The organism is Dichotomicrobium thermohalophilum, assembly GCF_003550175.1.
GTDB lineage: Bacteria > Pseudomonadota > Alphaproteobacteria > Rhizobiales > Rhodomicrobiaceae > Dichotomicrobium > Dichotomicrobium thermohalophilum.
Window position 1 is genome coordinate 1239979 of sequence record NZ_QXDF01000001.1, and the last position, 16313, is coordinate 1256291.

Genomic DNA, 16313 nt, shown 5'->3' on the forward strand with positions numbered 1-16313 from the left:
AGCGCGCGGGCTTCGTCAAGGGTGAGTAGTTCGACGTAATCCATGACCGGCATCACCGCACCATGTCCATGAGGTCGATGTAGGGGATGTCGTCGGCGTCGGCTTGTGCGGCGCGCTCGATGTCCCGCGCCAGGTCGGGGAACCGGGCCGCTAGTGTCGCGAGTGGATGTTCGACGCGCTCGATGTGCAAGCGGCCGGCTTGCGGCTCGTAATGTTCCTCGATGATGCGGATGTCTTCGGCGACGACCGTGTCCGGGCCGTCGATGGTCAGCATGTAGCGGACAGTGAGGTCGTCGATAAAGATGCCCGCGAAATCGAGGTGATACGTGAACTCCCGTTCCGCCGTCAGGTTCACAAGGCCAAGATCCGCCAAATTCGGGAGATTAACATCGCCCTCGGCGGCCTTGGCGGCCGCGAGGGCGATGAAACCAAGCCCACGAGGAACCGTTGGTGCATCGCCAAAGTGACGACGGCGAACGGCATCCAAGTCCGGCAGGTTCCTCGCGGTATCTCGATCTACGTATTGTAATAGGGCACACCTCAGCCGTTTCGGCCTAAGGCGAGCGCGCTCGGGTACAAGTTTTTGCAATTCTTGAAGCAGGCTTGTTTCAGATACAGGCTTTTAGACATCGCCTGACTGACGCGGAAGGCTGGAGGAATTCTCGCCCTCTGCGCGTAAAAGCTGGCTTGCCTTGGCCGTCCGCTCGCGCAACCCTGAGCACTGGTTTAAGTGGCCGGGACAAGCACTATCATGATGGTAAGGCATCACCCATTAAGATAAAATTGAATCTGTTCGAACGGGAGAGTTCCGATCCTGGTCTCCGCGCCGACGCTGCAATTGGCCCCTCAAATCCGAAAAGACTACGCGGTCCTGGAGCCTATATCGCTCGCCGCCTATGCCGCGTCGAGGCGTGCCAGCTCGGCCTCGAACTCGAAGCAAAGCTGCGCGGCTTCCTTCTCCGGCAGTCAATTGGCCATCTGCGGGAAGATCTTCGCGTTGAGCTGCGCGCGCTTGCGGTCCCAGGGCAGGCGCTCGGCAGCGCGCATTTCGGCGAGCATGGCATGAAGCCGGACACGCACCTTGTCCGGCTTGGGCGGGTAAACGATGGCCTCCGGCGTACCGAACATGTGTCGTTATTCAAAATTGCTCTGATTGGGCCTTGTCCCGTTAGTCTTCTTTTTTTCGCCAAATGTCCCTCATGCGTTACGGATGTTACGTTACGGTTACGTTACGCTACGGAGAGGCCCGGGCGCACAGGTTACGTTACGTTACGCCCCCCCTTGAAAGGGGCGTAACCGTACGTAACGCCCCTCGAACGGTCCGGCGTATCTCACCCCTGCACAACCCAGCCAGTGTCCCCCTCAATCACCCAACCCTTGTCTTCTAGTGCCTTTCGCAACTCAGCAAGATGGGCTCTGCGGTTCACGCCCAAACCTGCTCCGCGGGCACGATCGTTCCACGCCCTGGTTGTAAGGCCGTCCGGACCTGCCTCGCGCAGGATGTCGAGCATGGTCTGCTGGTTTTTGGTCAGCTTTGGCCCATCTTTGGCTGAAGCGTCCTTGAGCGGGACATCGGCTGGGACGACGACACACGAGGTGATCGTCTCGCCGTCTTCATCGATACCAACATCGACCTCTTCCAGCTCGCAGGCGATTTGCTCCCCGGCCTCGAAATCCTTGACGTATTCCACCGTCGCGGTGATCCGGCCGTCTGCGGCACGCTTTACTGCGAGCTGGGCATCCGCCGCGCCTGTCAGGCTGGTGTGCCCGCGCGGTCGGGTGCCCTCGACACCGCAGTGATGCACGACAATCACCGCACAATCGAACGCCTCGCGGATCGCGTCACACGCGGCAATGTACGCCGACATGTCTTCGTCCTTGTTTTCGCTGCCGCGAAGACTGCGATTGAGGGTATCAAGGCAGACCGCAACGGGCGGCGTATCGCCGATTTGTGCCCCGATCGCATCGATCAAAGCATTGTGATCGCCGATCAGATCGAGTGTCGCCGGCATCAGATAAAATGGCGGGTTCGCATCATCCAGGCGGTGATGCCGCCGGAATGCCTCGACACGCGCGCGCACCCCCCTTTGGCCCTCGAAAGCGCAATAGACGACCGCCCCTTGTGCGACACGCCGGCCGTGGTACTCCCACCCCAGCGCGACGTGCAGCAGCGCGTCCAGGATTAAAAAGCTTTTACCGCATTTCGGCTCTCCCCAAGCTACGCTCAGCCCTTCCAGCGGGAAGAGGCCCCGTATCAGGTCGCGCCGGCGGGTCTCTGGTGCGAGTTCGCGGAATGGTATCAGCGGGATCGTATGGGGCGCTTCATCGGTCTCTGGAGGCGGCGACCATTCTGAAGTGCTGGCCGCGAGCCGCTCCAGCTCATCGACAGTGCCGCCCGCATCCAGCCAGTCCGACACGTCGCCCTTCTCGCGCAGGCTCGGCAGATTAAGGACGCGCACGCTCTTGGCCCAGCCTTGAAGGGACGCGGCGACCTGATGTGCATGCTTCCGGCCGGGATCGTCATTGTCCGGCAGGATCACGACATGCGTGCCGTGAAGGTGGGCTGAGTACTCCGCCCGCCACTTGCCCGCGCCGCCGGGATTGCAGGTCGCGGTCAGGCCAAACCCGGCGAGCCGGTCGGCATCTTTTTCGCCCTCTGTCACGAAAATCGTTCGGCCGGCCGTGATGGCCTCCCGCACCTCGGGCAGCCGATAAATGAGCAGTGGAGCGCCCTTCGCGTTCCAGATCCAGCCGCCCTTGCCATCGGGCTGACGCTGCCGGAAGTTTTTGCCCGATCGGCGCACGACCTGGAACCCCAGTGTGCCGCTGGCATCACGGTAGTCATAGATCGCGCCGCTTTCTTGAGGCCAGAGGCCCCGCTCTCGCAGCGCGCCGATGACCGCCTCCTGACCACATCCGGCGTGACAGTGCACCACCACACGGCGCATGTCTCCAGGCGATATCGACAGGCTGGGTTTCTTGTCGTCATGGGCAGGACAGCAGGCAGTGCCGTAGCCGCTATCGTCGTGCCACGTGCCACCCAGCGATTGGGTCAGCGTCTTCGCGTTCGGTACCGAGCCGGCCGCATGGTAATTTTTCATTGGTTGCGGAGACTGGTGGATACGCAGTGCCGTTCACAGGCACCAACACCAAAAAATGACCGGCGAGCCGCTGAGCGGCTTCACCGTCGCACTCGGTCATGCAGGCGTCGAGCTAGGACTCGAGCCAGATGGGCCGATTGCTGAGCTTGACGCGCGGCGGGGATCGCGCGTTGTTTTCAAGCCGCTTCAGGTCCCAGCGTGGGGAGGTAATCTCGCGCGACGTTAACGCAGCTGCGGAAAAAAGTGGCTGTCCAGCGTTCATTCATGATTGATATCTGTTGAACATTGGCGCTCAAACAACGCGCCCACCACCAAACGCCGCTGCGCGGCGACCATGCGAGCTGATACCAGTAGATAATGTAGAGATCGCGTAAAATCTTCACTAACAAACTGTTGAACTTCTCGGAGCTTGGCAAGCCTGAGCGAACATGATTCTGTCGTTGCATCGGCAATGGAGGGGCGCGATGCGGGGATCGGACAAGACGAGTGGATCGCTGTTCAGCTATATAGACCTTGAGGATCGGGTGCCGGCGGGACATCCGCTGCGGGTGATCCGCGAGATCGTGAACGACGCGCTGGCCGATCTCGACGCTGACTTCGCGCGGCTTTATGAAGGCAGGGGCCGCGCGTCGATTGCGCCGGAGCGGCTTTTGCGCGCCTCTTTGCTTCAGGCGTTTTATTCGATCCGTTCCGAGCGCCAGCTAATGGAGCAGATCGACTACAATTTGTTGTTCCGCTGGTTTGTCGGTCTGGGCATCGACGATCCGGTTTGGGACCATTCCACCTTCTCGAAGAACCGCGACCGGCTGCTCGAAGCCGATGTGGCGGCCAGGTTCCTTGAAGCCGTGCTGCGCCACAAGAAGGTGCGCCGGTTCCTGAGCGACGATCACTTTTCGTCGCGTTCGCGCCGGCCTGCGGCTCCCGTCGATGGCACACTTGTCGAGGCGTGGGCGTCGATGAAGTCGGTCCGCGCGAAGGACGGCTCGGACGAACCCCCGGACCGGGGCGCTGGCGCGCAAGCGGACTTCCACGGCAAGGCCCGCAGGAACGACACACATGAGAGCACCACCGATCCCGACGCCCGGCTCTACCGCAAGGGCCCGGGCCAGCCGACCAGGCTGTGCTTCATGGGGCATGCGCTGATCGAAAACCGGCACGGCCTGGTCGTGGCGGCCGCGGTGAGCAAGGCGGGCGGCGCCGCCGAACGGAACGCGGCGCTGGCGATGATCGAGACGCGCGCCGACAGGGCGAGACGGATCACCCTGGGCGCCGACAAGGGGTATGACGCCAAGGATTTTGTCAACGAACTCAGGGCGATGGCGGTGACGCCGCATGTGGCGCGCAAGGCCCGGCATTCGGCGATCGACAAGCGCACGGCGCGCCACGCATCCAGGTCTGGACCATCGGTCGGCGGGTCAACGTCGATGCCGTAGCCGCGCACTGCTGAGATGTCGGACTTTTTGGCCTTGCCGTGCTTTGGCAGGCTGTCAACGCGGTTCAGTGTGAAGTATAGGTTGCATTTGCGGCGCACGTTTTGAGCGTGGACAAACTTGATCATACGGTCGCCGGCTTCGGCGGCGAACAGCCGCCCCGTAAGCTTACTGGGACCGTCGGCAAGAGCGATCGCCACAAGGTGGTAAGGTTCCTCCTGCCCAAGCAGGGCGCGCAGAAATTCGATAGATTGTGTCGTCATGTGAAGAATAATTCTGGTGGAAAGGGTGCCCGGCTCACGACCGAGCGGTGCCCTCACTGGACACCAACACCAAAAACGACCGGCGAGCCGCTAAGCTGCGCCGTCGTCACGCTCTGCAATGCGATCAGCAATCCAGGCGTCAATTTCCGACTTGAGCCAGAAGACGCGGTTCCCGAAGCGTATGCGCTTGGGAAACTTCCCGGCATCTTCGAGACGCTTTTTGTGATAGCGCGAGTAGGTTATGCCGCGCGCTTTAAGGGCGCGCTCATCCAGCAGCTTCTCTTCAGCTGCGGTTTCATCCTTCATGGGAGGTATTTAAAAGTTGAACATTAGCGCACGATACAAGGCGCCAACCACCAAAAGGCCGCTCTGCGGCGCGCGATACGAGATCGCAAAGCTCAATACACAGCATTTGCGTAAAAGCATCCCTAATGCAGCACAATTAGGTTTGGCCGGAAACGTGGGCTGCCCAGGCGTCCAACATCTCGCGCTTTTTCTCTAACAGGTCGGCACGCGCATAGATGGATGTGACGGTCGCGCGCTGGTGATTGAGCACGAGAGCGATTTCCTTCTCGCTGTAGCCCACACTTTCAAGCCAGGTGGCAGCGGATCGGCGGATATCATGGAAAGTCCAGCCGTCCACACCGCTTGCAGCTTGCAGCCGCTTCTTGAGCTTGCTGCTCGGATGGATCGGCCCTTTGCCCGTCGTCGAAAACACATACTCGCAGCAGCGGGGCAGGTCTGCGATCTGCGCAATGGCAGGCGCCGGCAACGGGACCGAGTGAACCTTCCCGTTTTTGCTGCGCTCGGCGGGCAGAACCCAGAGCGCCTTTTCCAAGTCGATCTCAGCCCAACGCAGCGCGGCGGTCTCATTAAGTCGCTGAGCCGTGAGCATGTGGAATCGGAACCAGCGCCCTGTCCAGAATGAGAACGCATTGCCCGCGTCCCACACGGCCTTGAGGTCGTCGCCGCTGAGCACATGCTCGCGGGCGCGTTCGCGGCTTGGCGCGGACACCATAAGCAGGGGCGACATATCGATGTGGCCACGCTCCACTGCGAAGCGGAACAGCTTTGACAGCGCGGCCTTCACGCGGTTCGCCATGATCGGCGCGCCGCGGTCCTTGATGGTATCCAGGAGATCGATGACATGTGCGCGCCGAATGTCTTCAATGGGCCAGTGTCCCCAGCGCGGCAATGCCTCTCGACGGAGGATCCGTTCGGTCTCCTTTGCATGCCGGGGGCCACAGTTCGGGCGAACATGACGCTCCAGGAATTGCTCCAGCACCGCTTCGAATGTCTGGCGCGCTGCAATCGCGGCGCTCGGATCTTGCCCGTCACGCATTTCAGCGAGGAAGGTCCGGGCTTTGTCGCGGGCCTGCTTGACGCTCAGCTCGGGGTAGCGGCCAAGCGTGATGCGCTTGTTCCGGCCGTTCACGCGCCGCATCACGACGAATGATTTCACCCCGCGTGGCGTCACGCGCAGACCGAATGCCGGCAGGGTTTTATCCCACACCTCAACACGCTTGGCGGGGTCCGGACGGAGCCGCTCAACGCCCTTCTCGGTCAGCGCAGATGACGTCATCAGTTGGCCTCCCTTGGGGTTGCACCGGGGAAGCATTTTTGTATCGGGGAAGCGCTGGGGAAGCAATATTGGAGGTGTAAGCACGTGCGGTGCTTTGCAGCTTTGAGCCAGAAAACTTTGTAAAAACAGGTTTCTAGAAGGTTAAAGCGAGCAACGGTGTGTTGTGGAGCGAGGCCTATTCGGCTGACTCTTAATCAGCGGGTCCTAGGTTCGAGTCCTAGTGCGCCCACCAACGAAATCAACGACTTGGCTTTCAAATCCATACAGCCGGACGCGTTAGCGCGCTGGCATCAGACCCGAAATCAACTGTCGCAGGCCCAGCGCCGCGCCGGCCATGATCGCGGCCAGGGTCAGGGGCGCGCCGTAGGCAAGGAGGGAAAACGCCGAAATGCCCTGGCCGATCGTGCAGCCGCCCGCCACGCCCGCGCCGACGCCCATTAGCGCCGCGCCTGCGATCTGCCGGCGCAGTTCGCGGGGGTCCTCGCAGGCCTCCCAGCGAAAATGCCCTTTTGCGACCGAGCCTATCACCGCCCCCGCAATCACGCCGGCAACCGCGCCGACACCGAAGCTCAAGGGTGTGCCGGATGCGGTCATCAGATAGATCAGGCTGTCACCAAGGGGTTCAGCAAAGGTATGGCTGACCACCGGCACCGCGCCAAAGCTCTCATAGGCGACGTGGCTTGTGCCAGCCCAGCCGATCACCACGGCGACGCCCACAGCGCCTCCCCAGAGGATCGCCCGGGGCTGCGAAACCAGCACGGAGGAGGCCAGCGAGAGCGCGATGACTGCAAGCCCGATGGTGATGCCGACAGTTGCGGGCGGAATGCCCAGCACACCTGTGAGCGCGTGAGCATAGCCGCCCGGCACCGTGGTGTGCACGTCGGGGAACATCCATAGCCGCAGTTCGGCAAGCGGGCCCGAGAGGGTAATCAATGTAGACACGCCCATGACGACAGCGATGACGAAGGCGCGCAGGTCGCCGCCGCCCAGCCGGGCCAGGGCTCCGTAGGCGCAGGTGCCGGCCAGCGCCATCCCGTATCCGAACACCAACCCTCCCATGATGCTCGCGAGCGGGTTCCAGCCCGACCGGAGATAGGCGGCTTCTGTTGGCACGAGCGCGCCCGAGCCCATTAGGACGAAGCTGCCCGTGATAGCCACACCAATGGCCAGCGCCCACATGCGCAGGCGCGTTTCATCGCCTTTGTAAAGGAAGTCCTCGATAGCGCCCAGCGTGCAGAAACCGCCAAAGCGCGCCGCAAGGCCAAGCAGGAGACCGCCGATCAGACCGATTGATGCGACCTGGATCGTGGCGGGTACATTATCAAGCATTGCCCGTCCTTTTGGGACGTCGATCCGGCGGCGCGCCCTTTAGCGAGCGTCTTGGCCGTCGGCAGCTTCCTCCCTGCAGAACATGTCATACACAACTTCCAGTATTTGCCGCGGACGGTCGTCCGTCAACCGATAGTAAATGGTCTTGCCGTCCCGCCGGGCTGTCACCAGCCCTTCGTAACGCAACCGGGCGAGCTGCTGGGAAACGGCGGCCTGTCGCGCCGATAGCAGGTCCTCAAGCTCCTTGACCGACTTCTCGCCGGGCACGAGGTAGCAGAGGATCATGAGCCGGCCCTCGTGGCTGATGGCCTTCAGGAAATTGGAGGCACGCTGCGCATTTTGCATCATGCGCTCGATATCCTCCTCGCTCATGTCCTCCGTGATGACGGGTAACGGCATACGGGTCGGCCCCTAAAATGCTATGTCGAATTCAATTGCTTCTATTCCTTTTCGTGCGCAATCAGCATCCAGATCAGGTGAAGGCGCGCCGGAAACACCAATTCCCCCGACGGTCGAACCATCACCCGCCTCAATTTCGAGGCCGCCGCCCAGCGGCAGGGCCGTCTCCAAATGCCGGATCGCCTGCGTTGGCTCTCCGGGGCGCGTTGCCTCTGCGAGTTCGCCTGTCGAGATGCCGAAGCTGACCGCTGTCCAGGCCTTGCGGTAGGCCGTTTCATAGACATGCGGGCCAGCGAAGCGGTCGCGGATGAAAACCTGGGGATTCCCGGCCCGGTCGACGACGGTCACGCCGACCTGATAGCCCGCATCGCGGCAGAACTGCAACGCGGCCTCCGCCGCTTTCAGCGCGAATTCGGGCGTCAGTACGCGGAATTCGACGAACGGCGACTCGTCCTGCGCAGCGGCGGGGGTAATGGCAAGGCCCGTTGCGGCAATGGCAGCGGCGATGAATTTTTTCATGGCGTCTCCCCCTTAAAGTCCGTGTGTTGTTTCAGCAGCTTGTTTAGCAGCATCCAGAAGAAGTCCTCGCCCGGATACCCTTCGATCCGGCCGAGCTCCCGACCATCGCCGACCAGCACGAATGTCGGCGTGAACGAGATCGGCCGCTCGAAGGTGAGGTCGTCTGGGCGCGGTGCGTGCAGCTCGATCCGTCGCAACGGCGCGGTCGCGGCCTCGGCTGTTTTGGAATAGATCGGGCCGATTTCCTTGTTCCATCGCGCGCACCAGGGACAGCCGCGCTCTTCGACCATGATCAGCTCATAGGACTGCGCGAGTGCCCCCGCGGGCAACAGCATGAGCGCGGCGGAAAGGACGGCGAACAAGGCTTTTGGCATTGGCCCACCGATCAGAGTGTAGGTTGACAAAAAAATAAATGAATGTGTGAATTAATCAAGGGAGGAAACAGATGCTGGACGTTACGGTCGCCGGCGCCGCTCTGGCGGGGCTGCTCTCATTCTTGTCGCCTTGCATCCTGCCGATCGTACCTTTCTACCTCAGTTATATGGCCGGAACGAGCATGCAGACCGTCCACGCGGACGGCACGATCACGCCGGCGGTCCGGGTGCGCGCGGTGGTATCGGCGGTGTTCTTCTCCGCCGGGGTCATAACGATCTTCATGGGCCTCGGCGCGACGGCCACAGCGTTCGGTCAGCTCGTTAGCGAGTGGTTTGACGTGCTGCGCTGGATCGCCGCGGCGATCATTATGGCGATGGGGCTGCATTTCCTCGGCGTGATCCGAATCGGGTTCTTGCACCGCCAATTCCGCGCAGAGCCGGGAAATACAACCAACCTGAGCTTCCTGGGCGCTTTCGTGATCGGTCTTGCCTTTGCTTTCGGCTGGACGCCCTGCGTGGGGCCGGTTCTGGCGGCAATCCTCATGACAGCGGCCGCCGAGGAAAGCGTGAGGCAGGGCACCATGCTGCTGTTCGTCTACGGGGCGGGCATGACGTTCCCCTTCGTTCTGGCGGCGCTGTTTGTCGGCCCGTTCATGCGCTTCATGCAGCACTTCCGCCGGCATCTGGGGCTCATGGAGAAGATCATGGGTGTCCTGCTGGTAATCTTCGCGCTGTTGATCGGCACGAACACGATCAACTGGATCGCGAACTGGATGCTTGAAATCGGCTTCAGGCCGCTCGGTTGATAAGGGAGGAAAGTGAATGCTCAAGCGATTGCTCGCAGTCTCATTGCTGCTGCTGATGGTCTCGCCGGCCGCGGCCGCCGAACTCGGCCCTGACGGTCTCCACAAGACCGAATGGATGCGTCAGACCTTCAACAACCTGCGTGAGGACCTGGCTGAAGCGCGCGCGGAAGGCAAAAGGTTTGCCATCATCTTCGAGCAGCGCGGCTGCATCTACTGCGAGAAAATGCATGAAGAGGTGTTTCCGGATCCAAAGATCTCCGAGTATATCAAGGAGAACTTTTTCTTCGTCCAATACAACCTCTTTGGCGACCTGCCCGTGACCGATTTCGACGGTACCGAGGGCACCGAAAAGCAGATGGCGCGCCGCTGGGGCATCCACTTTACGCCGACGATCATGTTCTTTCCCGAGGACGACCCCGGCGAGGTCCCGGCGGATGAAGCTGCGGTCGTTACAATGCCGGGAGCGTTCGGGAAAGGCACGACCTACAACATGCTCACCTGGATCGTGGAGAAGGGCTACGAGAGCGGCGAGACTTTCCAGCGCTACCACGCCCGCAAGCTCCAGGAGCAGCAGGCGGCGAACTGACGGGGAGCGGTTCGAACGTCTAATTCATATAGATGAATAAGACATTGCACGCCGTGCCGATGCTGCTCTAGGATCAATCACATAAGAATGAAAGAATGGGAGGAAAAATGAGACATGCAGCTAAGGCGCCCAGCTCACCAGAAGCCGGCCCAGACCGGACAGCAGCAAGTCTGACTGAATGAAGGGGAGGAGTCTCATGCATAAAGCCATAAAATCGCTGTGGGCAGGCAGAAAGCTGCTGTTCGCGGTGCCTATTGCCACACTCGCGTTGACGAGTGCGGCGAGCGCCGAATGTATCCATTGTACCAAAGAGAATCCCAAGGACATTCTGCTCAAGCTTATCGACGAGATCGATTCCGCGTACCTCACCCAGAGTCCTCAGAATCTCATGATGATGGAGGACAACCCGGCCTATTTCGTGGTCGACGATGGCAAGTTTCTGTTCGAGGAAAAACGCGGGCCAAATAACGTCTCGCTGGAAAAGTGTGATTTCGGCAAGGGTCCGGGCGTGCTCGATGGCGCTTATGCCGAAATGCCTCGGTATTTCGAGGATACGGGCAGGGTGATGGACCTTGAGACGCGTCTGGTGCACTGCATGAAGACGATCCAAGGCTTCTCCAGCGATGATCCGGCATTGAAAAACAGGTCGGAAATCCGTGCCTTGATGGCTTATGTCGCCGCCAGGTCCAACGGCTACAAATGGAATCCGCCGATGGACCATCCCCTGGAAAAGGCGATGCGCGATGCCGGCGAAGTCATGTTCTACCGTCGCTCCAGCGTAATGGACTTCAGCTGTGCCACCTGTCACACCGAAACCGGCAAGCGGATCCGGGCCTCGGTGCTCCCCAATGTCAATCGGCCCAAGGAATGGACCAAGGCGGTTTCCTGGCCAGCCCTGCGCGTCGGCAGGTCGTCCAACATACGCAGTCCCTACCAGCGCGTGCGCGGATGCTACTGGCAGATGCGCAAGGGCAAGATCAAACGCCAGTCCGACGCTGCCATTGCGATCCTCAGTTTCTGGACCGATCAGGCGCGCGGCGAGCCGGCTATAATGCCTGACCTGAAGCGCTGATTACAAAAGCATAAAGCGTAGGAGCACCGATCATGTACCCCAAGATTCCCCATAAGTCAGGGCTTATTGCTCTCGTTGCAACGGCTCTGCTTGTCTTTGCGGGCGGATACGCCGTCGCCGACTCCCACAAGAAAAAAGGGGCCGAGAAAGTCGACTACACGGCCATGAGCTCCGAGGAGCTCGCTGAATACCTGATCTTCGAGGCAGAGGGGTTCGATGTCGACGAAAAGACCCAGGAAGGCCGAACGGTGCGCGATCGCCTGACGCAGGACGAACTCCAGAAAACCTGCTCCAAGTTGAAAGGCGGCCCGGTGGATGGCGACACCGCACAGAAAGTCATGGAACTGGCCCGAGACTCGATGGTCTATCCGGAAGGGGGCATAGAACTCGGCGACTGGAAGAGAGGCCAGGCGGTGGCGGAGAACGCGTTCGGCTTTCGGGTCGGCCACAAAGTGGATGACCACAGCGCACGTGAAACCGGCGGCCTGTGCATCAACTGCCATCAGTTCGAAGAGGAGAAAGTGGATCGATCCGGCACCCTCGGGCCGAGCCTAATCGGGTATGGCAAGATGCGCGGCACAAACGAGCAGATGCTGAAGTACACGTATGAAGTGATCTACAATGCGCATGTGGTCTTCCCGTGTACCAAGATGCCGCGTTTCGGCGCCAACGGGGTTCTTAGTCAGGAGAAGATCGCCGACGTGATGGCCTATCTCATGGATCCGGAATCCCCGGTGAATGAATAGGCCCGGTTCGAGCTTCTGATCATGCGAGGAGAACATAGCGACTCCCGCTCCAGAAGCCGCATCGCGCAGGGCGCGTGAGGTGTGCTTCCTCTCCTTGGAGCCGCATCTGTTCTGATTGAACCAGGATGCGGCTCCAAGTCTTTGCTTTCAGGCGCGCGTTCTCGGAACACCGATGCTTATCCCGGACCGATCCCGGAACAGCCTTTCTCCGATCGCGCTCTGATGGCTCTGTTCGGAAGACGGGGGCCGGGGCAAGCCAATCTTGAGCCAGGACGTTGGCATGACGGGAACCTCAAGAAGGCGGATTGCTCTCAAATTGCGCACCTGGGCGCCTCGTTTCCGTCCCCAAGGCAATCAGCTATGCTCAAGGGGCAACCCGAATGACATGTCGCCGTTCACAACGGGAGGAGGTCAATGATGCAGCCGCGCACCACGCAATCAGGATCGCCACTTGCTCGTGCGATTAATCAGCTGATCGTTTCCATCGCGGTCATGGTCGTGCTCACGGCTACGGGCGCGGCGGTGCACGCGCAATCCGCATTGGCCCAGGACGGCTTTGGCGATGGACCCGCCAAGGTTGTCTACCACGCGGATTTCAAGGATCCGCGCCGGTTCAGTGCCATGGTCACAAGTATCTACAACATGGTGTCCTCGTATGAGAATGAGTTGCGCGATTATGACGTGCGCATTGTGTTCAATTCTTATGGCATCCGGTTCCTGACCGATGACAAGCTCGAGGGCACGCCGTTTGAAGCAGATCAGGCATTACAGGAGCGCCGAGAGAATCTGAAGGGGCGCTTGATGAGCCTGAAAAACGTCTACGATGTTAAGCTTGAGCTTTGCGAAATCACCCGTGAGGACGTGGGTCTGTCCAAGGACAAGCTGTACGAAGGCGTCACGCCCGTGGGATCGGGCGTCGTCCGGATCGCCGAACTCCAGAGTGAGGGCTTCGCGTACATCAAAATCGAGTAGATACGGCCCGGACGGGGACAGCCCCTGCGCGCGCGCCCTCGGTCCAGGAAAATGAACGCTCGATTCACCGGATATCGGCGGCCAGCGCTGCGCGGTTTCGGCTGCGGATCCGCAGAGCCGGGTAGCCCGGCAAATTCGAAGCCGCTCTGGCAGTCTTTCCGTGCAGGGAGGTCCTGCCCGCTTTGGGGTTCGAAGTGACGCGGCCCGAAACCACTCATCTTATTCAATAATATGAATTAGACGTTGCAAGCTATGCCGATCCTGCTCTAGGATTAATCACATAAGAATGAAAGAATGGGAGGAGACATGAGACACGCAGCGACCGCGCCCAGCTCGGCAAAGCCGGTCTGTACCGTGGCGGCTGCGCCAGCCTTTCACGTCAAGACGGGTAAGAACTCCGCGGATCCAGCTTCGAAGCCAGGACCGTCCTCACGCCATGGCAGGTCGAGCACCTGGTCACCGATCCCAATAAGCTGAAATACGAATGAAACGCTTTCCGTTGAGAGCCTAACCGGAGAGAAGCGCTATGAAATTGAGTAGACGTCAAGCCATCGCAGTAGGGGTGGGTGCAGGCATATTCGCGCTCATGCCCCACCAGCTTCGCGCCGCTCAGGAGGAGGGTGTTGCCGCCTTCACCGGCGGTGTCGAGCCGAAAGAGGGTGACATCACCCTGAATGCGCCGGAAATTGCTGAAAACGGCAACACGGTTCCGATCTCGGTCGACGCGCCGGGCGCCGAGGAGGTGATGGTCTTCGCCCTGGGTAACCCCTCGCCGGATGTCGTGAAGTTCAAGTTCGGGCGGTTGGCCGGCTCGCATACGGCCTCGACGCGCATCCGTCTCGCCAAGACCCAGAACGTGGTCGCAGTGGCAAAGATGCCCGACGGCAGCTTCGTCAAGACGCAGAAAGAAGTGAAGGTCACGATCGGCGGTTGCGGCGGCTAAGGAAACGACGAGGAGCGGAAGACAATGCAGAGAGTTAGGCCACGAGTCCGGGTGCCTCGCACGGCTGCTGCGGGCGAGGTCATCACCATCAAGACGCTGATCAGCCATCCAATGGAATCGGGGCAGCGCAAGGACGATGACGGCAACATCATCCCACGCCGGATCATCAACCGGTTCACCTGCGAATTCAACGGCGAGACCGTTGTCGATGTCGCGCTGGAGCCGGCCATTTCGACGAACCCCTATTTCGAATTCGAGGCGAAAGTGCCCGAGTCCGGCGAATTCAAGTTTACCTGGTACGACGATAACGGCGAAGTCTACGAACTCTCGAAAGCCATCGAGGTCAAGTGACCGGGATGACTCTCATGCCCGGTTGAGCGGCCGCCTGCCGCCGGGCGGGCGGTCTCGCCATTCATCGATTCTCGCTGTGAGAGTTTCCCGGCGGAGCGCGCTGCGCTTCGAGCAGACCGGCTCTGTTTATAGAGGTGACCAATGATTTCGCGTCGCGAGTTCCTGCAAGCATCCGTTGCCGCATCGGCGCTTTATGGCGCTTCCGGCGTGGGCAACTGGGCGAAACTCGCTGCGCAGCAGGCGCTGACCCAGGATGATCTGCTGCAGTTCGACAGCTTCGGAAACGTCACGCTTATCCACGTGACCGACATTCACGGTCAGCTCACCCCGGTCTATTTCCGCGAGCCCGGCGTGAATATCGGCGTCGGCCCGGTCAAGGGCAAACCGCCCCACGTGACCGGCCAGGACTTCCTGCGGATGTTCGACATCACGCCCGGTTCCCCGCACGCCTACGCGCTGACCAACACGGACTTTGTCGCTCTCGCGCGCGAGTATGGCCGGATGGGCGGCCTCGACCGCATGGCGACGGTCATCAAGGCGATCCGCGCCGAGCGTCCCGATGCCCTGCTGCTGGATGGCGGCGATACCTGGCACGGCTCTTACAGCACCTACAAGAGTGCCGGGCAGGATATCTTCAATGTCATGAAGGCGATGCAGCCTGATGCGATGACCAGCCACTGGGAGTTCACGCTGGGCATCGACCGGGTGAACGAGCTGGTCGAGCAGCTACCCTACGCCTTCCTCGGCGCCAACATTTTCGACAAGATGTGGGACGAGCCGGTCTATGACCCCTACGCGATGTTTGAACGGGGCGGCGCAAAGATCGCGGTGATCGGCCAGGCCTTCCCGTACACCCCGATCGCCAACCCGGACTGGCTGTTCCCGGATCTCTCCTTCGGCATCCGGGAAGAACGGATCACGTCCGTGGTGCAGGAGGTGCGCGACCAGGGCGCCGATCTCGTCGTGTTGCTGTCGCACAACGGTTTCGACGTCGACCGCAAGATGGCCGGGCGCGTGCCGGGTATCGATGTGATCCTGACCGGCCATACGCATGACGCCATCCCGGAGCCGGTCAAGGTGGGCAACACGGTCCTGATCGCCTCCGGCTCCAACGGCAAGTTCGTCAGCCGGGTCGATCTTGACGTGCGCGACGGCGAGATGAAAGGCATCCGCCACAAGCTGATCCCGGTCTTCTCAGACGTGATAACGCCCGACCCGGACATCGCGTCGATCATCGAAAAGGAACGCGCGCCCTACCTTGACGAAATGAGCGAGGTCATCGGCAAGACCGACGATCTGCTCTATCGGCGCGGCAACTTCAACGGCACCTGGGACGATCTGATTTGCCAGGCGCTTCTGGAGGAGCGCGACGCGGAGATCGCGCTATCGCCCGGCGTGCGCTGGGGCACCACCCTGCTGCCGGGCTCGGAGATCACGCGCGAGGACATTTTCGACGTCACCGCGATGACCTACCCCGAGGCGTATCGCACGACCATGACGGGCGAGATGCTCAAGGTCGTCATGGAGGACGTGGCCGACAACCTCTTCAACAAGGATCCCTATTACCAGCAGGGCGGCGACATGGTCCGCGTCGGCGGCCTCGGCTACCGGATCGACGTCTCGCAGGAACAGGGCAAGCGCATCAGCAATCTTACCTTCCTCAACACCGGCGAGCCGATCGACCCGGCCCGCGAATACACGGTCGCCGGCTGGGCCAGCGTCAACGAGGGCACGGAAGGACCGCCGATCTGGGAGGTCGTGGAGGCGTTCGTCCGCCGGAAAGGCACGGTTACGGCCCCGCCCGTTTCCGATGTCGAGATCGCTGGCGTGTAACCGAGGC

General features: G+C 60.9%; 17 protein-coding genes and 1 pseudogene. 10 read left to right on the forward strand and 8 right to left on the reverse strand.

Features of this window, described 5'->3' with window-relative positions; genetic code table 11:
- Positions 1 to 52: 52 nt before the first annotated feature.
- From BXY53_RS05600 to BXY53_RS05605, 3 genes are all read right to left on the reverse strand, one after another.
- Positions 53 to 487, reverse strand: coding sequence for a hypothetical protein (locus BXY53_RS05600; protein ID WP_119060882.1), 435 nt, complete (start codon positions 485 to 487; stop codon positions 53 to 55).
- A gap of 479 nt (positions 488 to 966) precedes the next feature.
- A complete protein-coding gene (locus tag BXY53_RS14100; protein WP_170144353.1) occupies positions 967 to 1128 on the reverse strand; it encodes a hypothetical protein in 162 nt (53 codons plus the stop codon).
- Between the two features lie 203 nt (positions 1129 to 1331).
- Positions 1332 to 3101, reverse strand: coding sequence for an AAA family ATPase (locus BXY53_RS05605; RefSeq protein ID WP_245410368.1), 1770 nt, complete (start codon positions 3099 to 3101; stop codon positions 1332 to 1334).
- A 464-nt stretch (positions 3102 to 3565) separates the two neighbouring features.
- Between BXY53_RS05605 and BXY53_RS05610 the strand changes: the two are divergent.
- Positions 3566 to 4489: pseudogene (locus BXY53_RS05610) on the forward strand (IS5 family transposase); the annotation flags it as partial.
- A gap of 152 nt (positions 4490 to 4641) precedes the next feature.
- Positions 4642 to 5127, forward strand: a complete 486-nt coding sequence (locus BXY53_RS14405) for a hypothetical protein (RefSeq protein ID WP_425359180.1) — start codon at positions 4642 to 4644, stop codon at positions 5125 to 5127.
- A gap of 109 nt (positions 5128 to 5236) precedes the next feature.
- Here the strand turns inward: BXY53_RS14405 and BXY53_RS05620 are convergent, their stop codons facing one another.
- The 5 genes from BXY53_RS05620 to BXY53_RS05645 all read right to left on the reverse strand — a co-directional run bounded on the left by BXY53_RS05620 (position 5237) and on the right by BXY53_RS05645 (position 8997).
- Positions 5237 to 6460: a tyrosine-type recombinase/integrase gene (locus tag BXY53_RS05620; protein ID WP_210209154.1), complete on the reverse strand. Its 1224-nt coding sequence runs from the start codon at positions 6458 to 6460 to the stop codon at positions 5237 to 5239.
- Between the two features lie 192 nt (positions 6461 to 6652).
- Positions 6653 to 7705, reverse strand: a complete 1053-nt coding sequence (locus BXY53_RS05630; RefSeq protein WP_119060885.1) for a YeeE/YedE family protein — start codon at positions 7703 to 7705, stop codon at positions 6653 to 6655.
- A 39-nt stretch (positions 7706 to 7744) separates the two neighbouring features.
- Entirely contained in the window at positions 7745 to 8104 is a 360-nt protein-coding gene (locus BXY53_RS05635) for an ArsR/SmtB family transcription factor (RefSeq protein ID WP_119060886.1), read from the reverse strand.
- Between the two features lie 12 nt (positions 8105 to 8116).
- A complete protein-coding gene (locus BXY53_RS05640; protein ID WP_119060887.1) occupies positions 8117 to 8623 on the reverse strand; it encodes a GlcG/HbpS family heme-binding protein in 507 nt (168 codons plus the stop codon).
- Complete coding sequence (locus tag BXY53_RS05645) at positions 8620 to 8997, reverse strand: thioredoxin domain-containing protein (protein WP_119060888.1); 378 nt, start codon at positions 8995 to 8997, stop codon at positions 8620 to 8622. Before BXY53_RS05645 ends, BXY53_RS05640 begins: the two co-directional genes overlap by 4 nt.
- 71 nt (positions 8998 to 9068) lie before the next feature.
- Between BXY53_RS05645 and BXY53_RS05650 the strand changes: the two genes are divergently transcribed.
- The 8 genes from BXY53_RS05650 (at position 9069) to soxB (ending at position 16306) form a co-directional block, all read left to right on the forward strand.
- Entirely contained in the window at positions 9069 to 9803 is a 735-nt protein-coding gene (locus BXY53_RS05650; RefSeq protein ID WP_119060889.1) for a cytochrome c biogenesis CcdA family protein, read from the forward strand.
- Positions 9804 to 9819: 16 nt separating this feature from the next.
- Positions 9820 to 10389 carry a thioredoxin family protein gene (locus tag BXY53_RS05655; protein WP_119060890.1) on the forward strand — a complete coding sequence of 190 codons (570 nt, stop codon included), beginning with the start codon at positions 9820 to 9822 and terminating at the stop codon, positions 10387 to 10389.
- A 196-nt stretch (positions 10390 to 10585) separates the two neighbouring features.
- Positions 10586 to 11461 carry a sulfur oxidation c-type cytochrome SoxA gene (gene soxA, locus BXY53_RS05660; protein ID WP_119060891.1) on the forward strand — a complete coding sequence of 292 codons (876 nt, stop codon included), beginning with the start codon at positions 10586 to 10588 and terminating at the stop codon, positions 11459 to 11461.
- 32 nt (positions 11462 to 11493) lie between these two features.
- Positions 11494 to 12207 carry a sulfur oxidation c-type cytochrome SoxX gene (gene soxX / locus BXY53_RS05665; protein WP_119060892.1) on the forward strand — a complete coding sequence of 238 codons (714 nt, stop codon included), beginning with the start codon at positions 11494 to 11496 and terminating at the stop codon, positions 12205 to 12207.
- 414 nt (positions 12208 to 12621) lie between these two features.
- Entirely contained in the window at positions 12622 to 13179 is a 558-nt protein-coding gene (locus BXY53_RS05670; protein ID WP_210209155.1) for a DsrE family protein, read from the forward strand.
- A 526-nt stretch (positions 13180 to 13705) separates the two neighbouring features.
- Positions 13706 to 14122 carry a thiosulfate oxidation carrier protein SoxY gene (soxY, locus tag BXY53_RS05675; protein WP_119060893.1) on the forward strand — a complete coding sequence of 139 codons (417 nt, stop codon included), beginning with the start codon at positions 13706 to 13708 and terminating at the stop codon, positions 14120 to 14122.
- Between the two features lie 24 nt (positions 14123 to 14146).
- A complete protein-coding gene (gene soxZ, locus BXY53_RS05680; protein WP_119060894.1) occupies positions 14147 to 14473 on the forward strand; it encodes a thiosulfate oxidation carrier complex protein SoxZ in 327 nt (108 codons plus the stop codon).
- A 141-nt stretch (positions 14474 to 14614) separates the two neighbouring features.
- Entirely contained in the window at positions 14615 to 16306 is a 1692-nt protein-coding gene (gene soxB, locus BXY53_RS05685; protein WP_119060895.1) for a thiosulfohydrolase SoxB, read from the forward strand.
- The last annotated feature ends 7 nt before the right edge of the window (positions 16307 to 16313 follow it).